Here is a 12,718-nt window from a genome sequence, read left to right as displayed (position 1 = left end):
GAATCGCTGGCACGCAGACTGCATGGTCAGTTTGCGCCCGCCTTTCAGCTTTCTGGAGTACTGCCTTTGAATGCGACGACCATCAACAGCCTGTTCTTGATCGGCGCGTTGCTGGTAGGTGCAAGCATTCTGGTGAGCTCTCTTTCATCGCGCCTCGGTATCCCGATTCTGGTGATCATCCTCGCGGTGGGCATGTCGGCCGGCGTCGATGGCGCCGGCATTATTTTCGATAACTACCCAACGGCTTATCTGGTCGGCAACCTCGCGCTGGCCGTCATCCTGCTCGACGGCGGCTTGCGCACCCGGGTTTCCAGCTTCCGCGTGGCGTTATGGCCGGCGCTGTCGCTGGCGACGGTCGGGGTGTTGATCACCACCGGGTTGACCGGCATGGCCGCCGCGTGGCTGTTCAACCTGAACCTGATTCAGGGCCTGCTGATCGGCGCTATCGTCGGCTCCACCGACGCCGCGGCGGTGTTCTCGCTGCTCGGTGGCAAAGGCCTGAACGAACGGGTGACCGCCAGCCTCGAGATCGAGTCCGGCAGCAACGACCCGATGGCGGTGTTTCTCACCGTAACCCTGATCGACATGCTCGCCAGCGGCCAGACCGGCCTGCACTGGAGCCTGCTCGGGCACTTGATGCGTGAGTTCGGTATCGGTGCTGTCATCGGTCTGGGCGGCGGCTGGTTCATGCTGCAACTGGTCAACCGCATCCACTTGGCCACTGGCCTGTATCCGATTCTGGTCATTGCTGGCGGATTGGTCGTGTTTGCCCTGACCAACGCCTTGCACGGCAGCGGCTTTTTGGCGGTTTACCTGTGCGGCCTGGTCATCGGCAACCGCCCGGTGCGCAGCCGCCACGGCATTTTGCACATGCTCGATGGCATGGCCTGGCTGGCGCAAATCGGCATGTTCCTGGTGCTGGGGCTGCTGGTGACGCCCCACGACTTGTTGCCGATTGCCTTGCCCGCTCTGGGTCTGGCGCTGTGGATGATTCTGTTTGCCCGGCCGTTGTCGGTGATCGTCGGCCTGCTGCCCTTCAAGGCCTTCCATGGGCGCGAGAAGGCGTTCATTTCCTGGGTCGGGTTACGCGGCGCGGTCCCGATCATTCTGGCGGTGTTTCCGCTGATGGCCGGCCTGCCCAACGCCCAGCTCTATTTCAACCTCGCCTTCTTTATCGTGTTGGTGTCGCTGCTGGTGCAGGGTACGAGCCTGCCGTGGGTGGCGAAGCTTTTGAAAGTGACCGTTCCGCCGGAGCCGGCGCCGATCTCCCGCGCCGCCCTGGAAGTGCACGTCACCAGTGAGTGGGAGCTGTTCGTTTATCGCCTCGGTGCCGAGAAATGGTGCATCGGCTCGCCCCTTCGCGAACTGAAAATGCCCGAAGGCACTCGCATCGCAGCCCTGTTTCGTCGCCAGCAACTGCTCCATCCGTCGGGTAGTACGGTGCTCGAAGTCGACGATTTGCTGTGCGTAATCGGCCATGAACACAACCTTCCCGCCCTCGGAAAACTCTTCAGTCAGGCACCGCAACGGGGCCTCGATCTGCGCTTCTTCGGCGACTTCGTGCTCGAAGGAGACGCCCAACTGGCTGCGGTTGCGGCGCTGTACGGGTTGAAAGTGGAAGGCATCGATCCGGACATGTCGCTCGGCCACTTCATTGCCCAGAAAGTGGGTGGTGCGCCAGTCGTCGGTGACCAGGTGGAGTGGAACAACACCATTTGGACCGTCGCGGTCATGGAAGGGAACAAGATCGGTAAAGTGGGCGTCAGATTCCCCGAAGGAAGTCGCCCCGGTCCGGGACTCTTCCTCTAAACTCCACACTTCGTCTCGCTTTCGATCGGTCTCTATGTCAACCCTGCGCACGTTTATCATCACGGCCCTGCTGGGCTTGAGTCTTTCAGTCGGTACATTGCAAGCGGCCGAACCGCCGTCCAGCGAAGCCGTGCAGGCGAACCTGGACAAGATCGCCGACCGCAAACTGCCGGAAGCCGATCAGAAAGCCCTGCAGAGCATCCTGCAAAGCACGCTGACACAGCTCAACAACCAGCGTGATTACGAGCAGAAACTGGCCGATCTCAAGCAGCAATTGGCCAACGCCCCAAAGCAGAACATCGAGAACCAGCGAGAACTGACCAAGCTCAAAGCCTCCAAACTGCCGCCAGTACCGCAGCGCTATGCCAAAGAGCCTATTCAACAACTGGAGCAGATGCTCACCGAGCGCTCCACCCAGCAAAGCGATCTGCAGAAATCCCTGGCTGATGCCAATAGTCTGGTGATCACTGCCCAGACCCGCCCCGAGCGCGCACAGGCCGAAATTTCCACCAGCCAGACACGCATCCAGCAGATCAACAACATCCTCAAGGCCGGCAAGGACGCCGGCAAGACCTTGACCCCTGAGCAACGCGATCTGCTCAACGCCGAACTCGCGGCACTGAACGCCCTGATCCCGTTGCGTCGCCAGGAACTGGCCGGCAACAGCCAGTTGCAGGACTTGGGCAAAAGCCAACATGACTTGCTCTCGGAAAAATCCGATCGTCTGGATCAGGAAATCCAGGAGCTGCAAAACCTGATCAACCAGAAGCGCCTGGCCCAGTCCCAGGAGACGGTGACGCAGCAGTCCATCGAAGCGCAGAAGTCCGGCGGCAGCAGCCTGCTGGCTACCGAAAGCGCGGCCAACCTGAAACTCTCGGACTACCTGCTCAAAAGCACCGACCGTCTCAATGAAGTCACCCAGCAGAACCTGCAGACCAAGCAACAACTGGACAACGTGACCCAGAGCGATTCGGCGCTGGACGAGCAGATCAACGTGCTCAAGGGCAGCCTGCTGCTCTCCAAGATTCTCTACAAACAGAAACAGGCCCTGCCACGGCTCAGGCTCGACCGTGACCTGGCCGACCAGATCGCCGACATTCGTCTGTATCAATTCGAAGTCAGCCAGCAACGGGAACTGCTCAGCAACCCGGCGACCTACGTCGACAACCTGCTGTCGACTCAGCCTCCCGAGCAAGTCACCCCGCAATTGCGCAAGAGCCTGCTGGAACTGGCCACGACCCGCGCCGACCTGCTGGAGCGGCTGAACCGCGAACTCAGCGCGGTGCTCAATGAATCCATCACGTTGCAACTCAATCAGAAGCAACTGCTCAGCACCGCGCAAAGCCTGCGGGCGACCCTCGATGAGCAGATGTTCTGGATTCCCAGCAACAAACCGCTGGACCCGGAGTGGATGCGCGCCGTGCCGGAGCGCCTGGAACGTCAGGTCACCACGCTGCCGTGGGCTTCCAGCCTGAGCGAATTAAGTGACGGCCTGACCCAACGGCCGCTGCTGTTCCTGCCCCTGGCGCTGTTGATCGGTGCCCTGCTATGGCGGCGCAAAAGCCTGTACGCCCGACTGAGCAAGGTTCACCAGGACATCGGCCACTTCAAACGCGACAGCCAGTGGCACACGCCGCAGGCAATCCTGATCAACATTCTGCTGGCGATGCCGGTTTCCCTGGGCCTGGCCTTGTGTGGCCTGGCCTTGCAAATCGACGCCCGCGGACAGAACGCGAACATGGGCGCAGCGCTGCTGCAAATGGCTCAGGCCTGGCTGGTGTTCTACACCGCTTACCGGATCCTCGCGCCGGGCGGCGTGGCCGAACTGCATTTTCGCTGGGAAAAACCTCAGGTCGAATTCCTCCAGGGCTGGGTCCGTCGACTCGGGCTGGTGGTCATGGCCTTGGTCGCGGTGGTGGCGGTCGCCGAACTGCAACCCGCGACTCTGGCCGATGATGTACTCGGCATGCCGGTAGTGCTGACCTGCTACGCGTTGATGGCCTGGCTGCTCAGCCGCCTGCTGATCAGCAGCCCGACTCACCAGAACGCTTCGCTGTTCCGCAAGGCCGTGGGGATCATGTTCACCGTCCTGCCTGTCGCGCTGTTCGTAGCGGTGTGTTTTGGCTACTACTACACCGCGCTTAAGCTCAGTGACCGGTTGATCAACACCCTTTACCTGCTGATGTTCTGGCTGGTGATCGAGGCCACCTTCGTGCGCGGCCTCAGCGTTGCGGCACGCCGTCTGGCCTACCAGCGCGCCTTGGCCAAACGCCAGGCCGCGAAAGAGGCCGGCGATGGCGAAGCGGTGATCGAAGAGCCAACGCTGGATATCGAGAAGGTCAACGAACAGTCCCTGCGCCTGATCCGCCTGGCACTGCTTGGCGGTTTCATCGCGGCGTTGTACTGGGTCTGGTCGGACCTGATCTCTGTGTTCTCGTACCTGGATAACGTCACCCTCTACGAATACACCAGCGGTACCGGCGCCAACATGAGCATGGTGCCGATCAGCATTGGCGACATGCTCGGCGCACTGATCATCATCGGCATCACCTTCGCCCTCGCGCGCAACTTGCCGGGGTTGCTGGAAGTGTTGGTGCTGTCGAAGCTGAACCTGGCTCAGGGCAGTGCTTATGCCACCACCACCTTGCTGTCTTACGTGATCGCTGGCATCGGTTTCGTCTCGACCCTGTCGACTCTCGGCGTGAGTTGGGACAAGTTGCAATGGCTGGTGGCGGCGCTGTCGGTGGGTCTCGGCTTCGGGATGCAGGAAATCTTCGCCAACTTCATCTCCGGGATCATGATCCTGTTCGAACGTCCGGTACGGATCGGCGACACCATCACCATTGGTAACCTGTCCGGCACGGTGAGCAAGATCCGCATCCGTGCCACGACCATCACCGACTTCGACCGCAAGGACATCATCGTCCCGAACAAAACGTTCATTACAGGACAATTGATCAACTGGTCCCTGACCGACACCATCACCCGAGTGACCCTCAAGCTCGGTGTCGATTACGGCTCGGACCTGGACCTGGTCAAGGAATTGCTGCTCAAGGCCGCGCGCGATAACCCGCGAGTGTTGAAAGACCCGGAACCCCACGTGTACTTCCTGAACTTCGGCGAAAGCACCCTCGACCACGAGCTGCGCATGCACGTGCGTGACCTCGGCGACCGTAACCCGGTGCTCGATGAGGTCAACCGCTTCATCAATCGCGAGTTCAAGAAACAGCACATCAACATCTCGTTCCGGCAGATGGAGGTTTACCTCAAGAACATCCAGGGCCAGGAATACAGAATGGTGCCCGTCGATCCGGAAGTGAAAACCATTGCGCCTAAGGTGGATGGTCAAGCGCCTCAAGAGCCGCCAGCCGCCAAACTCGACTAACCGTCCTATCCCTAGCAGAATGCTCGGACATTCTGCTGGAGATGGCCCTTGAAAGCCCTCGACGAACTGACCTTCGATAATCGTTTCGCCCGCCTGGGCGATACGTTTTCCACCCACGTGCTGCCCGAGCCCATCGACAATCCGCGTCTGGTGGTGGCCAGCCCCGCCGCCATGGCATTGCTCGATCTCGACCCTGACGTGGCCGAAACCCCGGAGTTCGCCGAACTGTTCAGCGGCCATAAGCTCTGGGCTGACGCGATCCCGAGGGCGATGGTCTATTCGGGTCATCAGTTCGGTTCCTACAACCCACAACTGGGCGATGGTCGCGGTCTGTTGCTGGGCGAGGTCTACAACGAGGCCGGCGAGCATTGGGACCTGCACCTCAAGGGTGCCGGCCAGACGCCCTTTTCGCGCATGGGTGATGGGCGGGCGGTCCTGCGGTCCTCGATCCGCGAATTTCTTGCCTCCGAAGCGCTGAATGCCCTGAACATCCCGACCACCCGCGCCCTATGCGTAATCGGCTCCGACACGCCGGTGTGGCGCGAGAAGCAGGAACGCGCGGCCATGGTCCTGCGCATGGCGCCGAGCCATGTGCGTTTCGGGCATTTCGAATATTTCTACTACACCAAACGTCCCGAGAAGCAGAAAGAACTCGGCGACCACGTGCTGGCCATGCATTTCCCGGAATGCCTGGAACAGCCGGAGCCGTACCTGGCGATGTTTCGCGAAATTGTCGAGCGCAATGCCGAACTGATCGCCAAATGGCAGGCCTATGGCTTCTGCCACGGCGTGATGAACACCGACAACATGTCGATCCTCGGCATTACCTTCGACTACGGCCCGTTCGCCTTCCTCGACGACTTCGACGCCCACTTCATCTGCAACCACTCCGATGACCAGGGCCGTTACTCCTTCAGCAACCAGGTGCCGATCGGCCAGTGGAACCTCAGCGCCCTGGCCCAGGCCCTGACGCCGTTCATCAGCGTCGAAGCCCTGCGTGAAACCCTCGGCCTGTACTTCCCGCTGTACCAGGCCCATTACCTGGACCTGATGCGCCGCCGCCTCGGTTTCACTCAGGCCGAAGACGATGACCAGAAACTGCTGGAGCACCTGCTGCAACTGATGCAGAACAGTGGCGTCGACTACAGCCTGTTCTTCCGCCGTTTGGGGGAAGAATCACCTGAACTGGCCGTCGCCCGTTTGCGCGATGACTTCGTCGACATCAAAGGCTTCGATGCCTGGGGCGAGCTCTACATCACCCGGGTGACGCGTGAAGGCGAGGTTGATCAGGAACAACGCCGCAAACGCATGCATGCGGTCAATCCGCTGTACATCCTGCGTAACTACCTGGCACAGAAAGCCATCGATGCGGCGGAGAGTGGCGACTATTCAGAAGTTCGTCGTCTGCACGCGGTGCTGAGTAATCCGTTCGAGGAGCAGCCGGGGATGGAGAGCTATGCCGAGCGGCCGCCGGAGTGGGGCAAGCATCTGGAGATCAGTTGTTCGTCTTGAGGTAGAACACTGAATATTTCAAATTGGCATTGATCGGTGCGCGCGGTCATAGGCTTCAATATAGTCGCCTATGATCGACAACCTGTAGGTCGCCTCTCCAATTGCAGAAGGCTCCTGCCTACAGATCTCTGCCTTGATAAACGGGGGCTTTGCCTCCAGATCCATCGCATCGACTGCCAACTTTTGAAGAGCCAACCATGACCGACCCACTCCTCATCCCCTGCCCCCACTGCAACGGCCTCAACCGCATCCCCGCCGAACGCCTCAACGACCATCCAAAATGCGGCCGTTGCAAAGCCGAAGTCCTGCTGAATAAACCCTTCGAACTGAAGCAAAGCGATTACGCCAGCCAGATCAAAGGCGATCTGCCGCTGCTGGTGGACGTTTGGGCGGATTGGTGTGGGCCGTGCAAGTCGTTTGCGCCGGTGTTCGAGCAGGCGGCGGTGCAATTGGCGGGCAAGTGTCGACTGGCCAAGCTGGACAGCGAGGCAAACCAGCAGCTGTCGGCGCAGCTGGGGATCCGTTCGATCCCGAGTCTGATTCTGTTCAAGAACGGTCGGGAAGTGGCACGACAGAGCGGCGCCTTCCCGTTACCGCAGTTGATGAGCTGGTTGCGTAGCCAAGGGATCTGAAGAGCAGTCAGGCATTTTCCAGCAAGTTGTGCAGCTCGACGAATTGCTGCGTCAGCTTATGACGCGGGTCGAGGTGGATCAGCGGTGTGTTGGCCTGGTGGGATTCACGCATGCGCACCGAGCTGCCCAGGTACACCGGTAATACCGGCAGGCCTTCGGCGATCAGTTCGTCGAGGATTTGCTGGGGCAGACTGGCGCGAGCCTGGAACTGGTTAACGACAATACCTTCGACTTCCAGTCCTTCGTTGTGGTCGTCCTTCAATTCTTCGATTTCCGCCAACAGGCCGTACAGCGCCTGACGCGAGAAGCTGTCGCAATCGAAGGGAATCAGTACACGATCAGCGGCAATCAATGCAGATACCGCGTAAAAATTCAGCGCTGGCGGAGTATCGAGGTAGATCCGGTCGTAATCGCCGTCCAGTTCCTCGAGCAATTTGCGCAGCTTGTTGATCTTGTGTTTGGCCTCAAGCTTGGGCTGCAAGTCAGCCAGCTCGGCAGTGGCAGTGATGACGTGGAGGTTGTCGAACGGGGTTTCGTAGATATCGACCTGGTTTTTCTTCGAGAACGGTCCGGAAGACAGGGTCTGTTTGAAAAAGTCGGCAATGCCCATAGGAATGTCATTACCGGTGAGCCCCGTCAGGTACTGAGTGGAGTTGGCCTGGGCATCGAGATCCACCAACAGCGTGCGATAACCCTCGCTGGCACTGACCGCTGCCAGATTACAGGCAATGCTGGATTTGCCTACGCCACCTTTCTGATTGAACACCACGCGCCGCATGTCAAAACCTCCGTGTATCAAAGAATGACCGAGTGTAGTAGTCCACGGCGCCGCTTAGCTACCTCGCCGGCAGCGGGACTACACAGTCAGCGGCAATCTCTCAATAAAAAAACAACCAGTGCCGACAGACATGTCCACCACGACGTGGATAATGGCCATACGACAGTTTTTCGCGGACCAACCAGTACATTTCGCTGAGCAAAATGTAACCAGCATTTGCTACACGTCCGCAGCACCGGGATAATGCGCGTCACTCGGCGCAATGCGCAACGTAAGCTCAGCCGCGGTCTTTGCGACTCGACGCGTCAAAGAAGCCCGCAGGGGCGGGATGAATGTCTGTGATCAATTTCAACATCGCCCAATGGCGCGCGTGGGCCCCTGGGCTCGAAAGCGTGGACGATTGGCAGGCCTGGAGCCGACAACCGGTCGTGCTTGCGAGCAGCGATGCCGCCCCCGACGTCTCGTTTCTGCCGGCCATGCAGCGCCGGCGACTCAGTCGTCTGGCGCGGATGGCGTTCAGTGTCGGCTGGCCCTTGGCTGATGGCCGCCAGGACCTACCGTTGGTCTTTATTTCTCGCCACGGCGAAACCCCGCGCACTTTCGATATCCTCAGCGATCTGGCTGCCGATCAACCGCTGTCGCCGACTCAATTCAGCCTGTCCGTGCACAACGCGATCATCGGCCTGTGGTCGATCATGCGCGGCGAAACCAGCGAAATGACGGCCCTCGCTGCAGCCGGCGACGGCCTTGAACACGGCATGCTAGAGGCCGCGGCTTTACTTTCCGAGGGTGCTCCCGCGGTACTGCTGATCGTCACCGAAGAGCAACCGCCCGAAGCCTACTCGACCTGGATCGACGACGTGCCGTTCCCTTACGCGGTCGGCCTGCTGATCACTCCCGGCAACGACTGGCAGCTGTCCCTGAACAGCGGCTCGGATGAGTTGTCCAAAACCCACTGGCCCCATGCCCTGAACCTATTGAGTACCCTGCTCGGCCAGCAGACAACCTGCCAATATGCCTGGAAAAATCGTGTATGGACCTGGCAACGCAACCTGTAACCGAAAAAAACCGCGACGCCTATTACTGGCGCCTGCTGGCTACCGCCGCAAGCTTCACCCTGTTCGGGTTGGGCGGGCTGTGTCTGCGGCTTGTGGTTTTCCCGCTACTGAACTGCCTGCCCGGCGATGCCCTGACACATCGGCGGCGAGCGCGGCACACCGTCGCCCGTCTGTTCTGGTTTTTTGTGCGATTCATGGCTCGCTCCGGCGTGCTGACTTACGACATCCAGGGCGCCGAAAAACTCGGTCGACCGGGGCAAATGATCATTGCCAATCACCCGTCGCTGATTGATGTGGTGTTCCTGATCGGTCTGGTGCGCCACGCCAACTGCGTGGTCAAGAAAAGTCTCTGGGAGAACCCTTTTACCCGCGGCCCGCTGCGCTGCATCGAATACATCAGCAACGACGGCAGCATGGACATGCTCGATGCCGCTGCCGACGCGCTGAAAAGCGGTCAGACCCTGATCATTTTTCCCGAAGGCACCCGCACTCAGCCCGGTCAGGCGCCAGCCTTCCATCGGGGTGCTGCGGCAATCGCTCTGCGGGGTGCGAAAATCCTCACCCCGGTGATCATCAAGGTCAGCCCGACCACGTTGACCAAGGCCGAGCCCTGGTATCGGATCCCCAAACGCCGTGTGCACTTCAGTTTCCGTGTCGGGGCCGATATAGACCCACAAGCCTTCGCATCGCTGGGCCCTGCTCCTCAGGCCTCGCGCAAGCTCAATGACTATTTGCATCATTACTATATTAAGGAGCTCGCCGAAGATGAGCGATCTACACCGTGAAATCAAAGAACTGATCATCGACGCCCTTGGCCTTGAAGACATCAGCGCACAAGACATCGGCGACGACCAGACGCTGTTCGGCGAAGGCTTGGGCCTGGATTCGGTAGACGCCCTGGAACTCGGCCTGGCCATCCAGAAAAAGTACGGCATCAAAATCGACGCCGACGCCAAAGACACCCGCAATCACTTCAGCAACGTGGCGAGCCTTGCGGCGTTCGTCACTGCAAAACAGGCAGCTTGAGACCGGACCATGCAAACTCGTGACGACATCTTCAACACCCTGCGCGATGCTCTGGTCGAACTCTTCGAGCTGGACCCCGAGCGCGTAAGCCTCGAATCCAACCTGTATCAGGACCTGGAAATCGACAGCATTGACGCGGTCGACCTGATCGATCACATCAAACGCCAGACCGGCAAAAAAATCGCTGCCGAAGAGTTCAAATCGGTGCGTACCGTCAGCGATGTGGTCGAGGCGGTCTACCGCCTGGTTCAGCCGGCCGCATGAGCCGACTGATCGGCCTCGGCCTGCTGCTGGCGGGCCTGCTGTACCCCTTCGCGGTGTATTTCGGCATGGAACATTTCGCGCCGTGGCAGTTTGGTCTGCTGCTGGGCAGCCTGTGGCTGGCCCGGGCACTACTCGGTACGCGCAAGCCCGGCAGTTTGTGGATGGCGATCACTGCGATCACTTTTTGCCTGTTGCTGGCACTGTTCGACAGCCCGCTGTTGCTGCGCTGGTACCCGGTGCTGATCAGTGCGTTCATGCTCGGGCTGTTTGGCCTGAGCTTGATCGTTGGCCCGCCGATCATCGAACGCCTGGCGCGATTGCGTGAACCGCAATTGCCGGCCAAGGCGATTGTTTATACCCGCCAGGTGACGATCGTCTGGTGCGTGTTTTTCTTCTTTAACGGTTTGCTCGCCGCCGCCCTGACCCTCTGGGCGCCGCTGAGTTGGTGGATGTTGTACACCGGCCTGATTTCCTACGGATTGATGGGCCTGCTGTTTGCCATTGAATGGCTGATACGACAACGGGTACGAGGCCACCCATGAATTGGATAAAACTTGAGCACCTGTTGCTCAAGGCGCAACCGGAACGTGCCGTGACGGCCGAACCGACACTGAGTCACGCACAGCTTTGCGAACAGGCTTTAAGCCTCGCCGCGGGCCTGCAAGCCCAGGGGGTGCGGCGCATTGCCGTGCACCTTGAGGACGCCGCCGACCTGGCGATTGCCCTGCTGGGTGCCTGGCGCGCCGGGGTCAGCGTGCTGCTGCCCGCAGACCTGCAAGCCCAGACTCGCCAGCGCTGGTCGACCGAAGTCGATCTGTGGCTGACCGATCAGGCCGATGACGCACACCTGAGCGATTACCGGCATCCGCCGTTGATGGCGGCCGCGCTGGATTTGGATCGCTGTTCGCTGAGCCTGTGCACGTCCGGCTCCAGTGGCGAGCCCAAGCGCATCGACAAAACCCTGCGCCAACTGGCCAATGAAGTCGAAGCGCTGGAACTGCTCTGGGGCGCCGATCTTGGCGCGGCTTGCATCATCGGCAGCGTCGCCACTCAGCATATTTACGGATTGTTGTTTCGAGTGCTGTGGCCGCTGTGCGCCGCGCGCTCGTTTGTGCGCAAGCAGCTGGCATTCCCTGAAGACTTGCAGCGCGCCAGCCGCGAACACCCGGTGTTCGCCTGGGTCGCCAGCCCGGCGCTGCTCAAGCGCATGGGCGACAACCTCGACTGGCCCGCGTTAAGTGCAGTTCGCCGAGTATTTTCCTCCGGCGGCGCCTTGCCGGCCGAGGCCGCGCAAAGCCTTCAGCAACGCCTGCAGCAATGGCCGACAGAAATCCTCGGCAGCTCGGAAACCGGCGGCATCGCCTGGCGTCAGGGCCACGCGCTCTGGCAGCCCTTTGCTGATATCGAGTTGAGCCAGGACAGCGACGGTGCGCTGCTCATTGCCTCGCCATACTTGCCGCCCGGGCACATCGAACACACCGCGGATGCCGCGCGAATCGCTGCCGACGGCCTATTCGAACTGCTCGGACGGCTGGACCGGATCGTCAAACTGGAAGAAAAACGTATCTCTCTACCAATGCTGGAACAGGCCCTAATGGCCCACGACTGGGTCGCCGAAGCGCGTCTTGGCGTGGTTCAGGAAAACCGCGCTTCGTTGGGCGCGCTGCTGGTGCTGACCGAGTCAGGCCTCCATGCCTTGCGCAATCAGGGTCGACGCACTCTCACACAAGAACTGCGTCAGCATCTGAGCCAGCATTGCGAAGCCCTGGCGTTGCCACGACGCTGGCGCCTGCTGCGGCAACTGCCGCTGAACGCTCAGGGCAAACTGCCCCAGGCCACCGTTGAAGCCCTGCTGCTGGCACCGCGCCCAAAGGCGCCGGAAGTGCTGGATCAGGTCGAAGTCGATGGCGAATGGAGCCTGCAACTGGCGGTACCACCCGACCTCGCCTACTTCAGCGGCCACTTCCCTCAGGCGCCGGTATTGCCCGGTGTGGTGCAAGTAGAGTGGGCGCTCACCCTGGGCCAGCAATTGATGGACCTGCCGGCAAAATTCGCCGGCATGGAAGTGCTGAAATTCCAACAGCTGGTGCGCCCTGGCGATGAAGTCCAACTGCACCTGCGCTTCGATCCGACGCGCAGCAAGTTGTATTTCACCTATCGCAACGAGACCGCAACCTGCTCCAGTGGGCGGATCTTGCTGGAGGCTGCTGGCGATGCATAACTTTGGTGAGTGCTGCGCACTCAATCGCGAGCA

The 12,718-nt window shown here is 60.3% G+C and carries 11 protein-coding genes; 10 read left to right on the top strand and 1 reads right to left on the bottom strand.

Annotation, left to right across the window (positions count from 1 at the left end; translation table 11 throughout):
- Nucleotides 1-66 precede the first annotated feature (66 nt).
- The 4 genes from AC3IUE_RS02260 (at nucleotide 67) to trxC (ending at nucleotide 7,338) form a co-directional block, all read left to right on the top strand.
- Entirely contained in the window at nucleotides 67-1,809 is a 1,743-nt protein-coding gene (locus tag AC3IUE_RS02260; RefSeq protein ID WP_056741237.1) for a potassium/proton antiporter, read from the top strand.
- A gap of 34 nt (nucleotides 1,810-1,843) precedes the next feature.
- Nucleotides 1,844-5,194, top strand: coding sequence for a mechanosensitive channel MscK (mscK, locus tag AC3IUE_RS02255; protein WP_489265301.1), 3,351 nt, complete (start codon nucleotides 1,844-1,846; stop codon nucleotides 5,192-5,194).
- Between the two features lie 48 nt (nucleotides 5,195-5,242).
- A complete protein-coding gene (selO, locus tag AC3IUE_RS02250) occupies nucleotides 5,243-6,706 on the top strand; it encodes a protein adenylyltransferase SelO (protein ID WP_489265299.1) in 1,464 nt (487 codons plus the stop codon).
- A gap of 197 nt (nucleotides 6,707-6,903) precedes the next feature.
- Nucleotides 6,904-7,338, top strand: a complete 435-nt coding sequence (gene trxC / locus AC3IUE_RS02245; RefSeq protein WP_046045645.1) for a thioredoxin TrxC — start codon at nucleotides 6,904-6,906, stop codon at nucleotides 7,336-7,338.
- 7 nt (nucleotides 7,339-7,345) lie between these two features.
- Here the strand turns inward: trxC and AC3IUE_RS02240 are convergent, their stop codons facing one another.
- Nucleotides 7,346-8,116 carry a ParA family protein gene (locus AC3IUE_RS02240; RefSeq protein WP_262163844.1) on the bottom strand — a complete coding sequence of 257 codons (771 nt, stop codon included), beginning with the start codon at nucleotides 8,114-8,116 and terminating at the stop codon, nucleotides 7,346-7,348.
- Nucleotides 8,117-8,448: 332 nt separating this feature from the next.
- Between AC3IUE_RS02240 and AC3IUE_RS02235 the strand changes: the two genes are divergently transcribed.
- From AC3IUE_RS02235 to AC3IUE_RS02210, 6 genes are read left to right on the top strand one after another with little or no spacing between them, the layout of a single operon-like run.
- The gene (locus tag AC3IUE_RS02235) at nucleotides 8,449-9,174 is read left to right on the top strand and encodes a beta-ketoacyl synthase chain length factor (protein WP_489265296.1); all 726 of its coding nucleotides are present in this window, start codon (nucleotides 8,449-8,451) and stop codon (nucleotides 9,172-9,174) included.
- On the top strand, nucleotides 9,150-9,959 hold the full coding sequence (locus AC3IUE_RS02230; protein WP_056741227.1) for a lysophospholipid acyltransferase family protein: 810 nt from the start codon (nucleotides 9,150-9,152) through the stop codon (nucleotides 9,957-9,959). The genes AC3IUE_RS02235 and AC3IUE_RS02230 overlap by 25 nt, the downstream gene beginning before the upstream one ends.
- The gene (locus AC3IUE_RS02225; RefSeq protein ID WP_008149626.1) at nucleotides 9,940-10,200 is read left to right on the top strand and encodes a phosphopantetheine-binding protein; all 261 of its coding nucleotides are present in this window, start codon (nucleotides 9,940-9,942) and stop codon (nucleotides 10,198-10,200) included. The genes AC3IUE_RS02230 and AC3IUE_RS02225 overlap by 20 nt, the downstream gene beginning before the upstream one ends.
- A 9-nt stretch (nucleotides 10,201-10,209) precedes the next feature.
- Entirely contained in the window at nucleotides 10,210-10,464 is a 255-nt protein-coding gene (locus AC3IUE_RS02220; protein WP_007992314.1) for an acyl carrier protein, read from the top strand.
- Nucleotides 10,461-11,006, top strand: a complete 546-nt coding sequence (locus AC3IUE_RS02215) for a COG4648 family protein (protein WP_056741225.1) — start codon at nucleotides 10,461-10,463, stop codon at nucleotides 11,004-11,006. The genes AC3IUE_RS02220 and AC3IUE_RS02215 overlap by 4 nt, the downstream gene beginning before the upstream one ends.
- Nucleotides 11,003-12,685, top strand: coding sequence for an ApeI family dehydratase (locus AC3IUE_RS02210; protein ID WP_489265293.1), 1,683 nt, complete (start codon nucleotides 11,003-11,005; stop codon nucleotides 12,683-12,685). The genes AC3IUE_RS02215 and AC3IUE_RS02210 overlap by 4 nt, the downstream gene beginning before the upstream one ends.
- Nucleotides 12,686-12,718 lie beyond the last annotated feature (33 nt).

Source organism: Pseudomonas sp. GL_093, from assembly GCF_057837605.1.
Note: the sequence above shows the minus strand (reverse complement) of the source record. Positions and strands in the feature narration are given on the sequence as shown.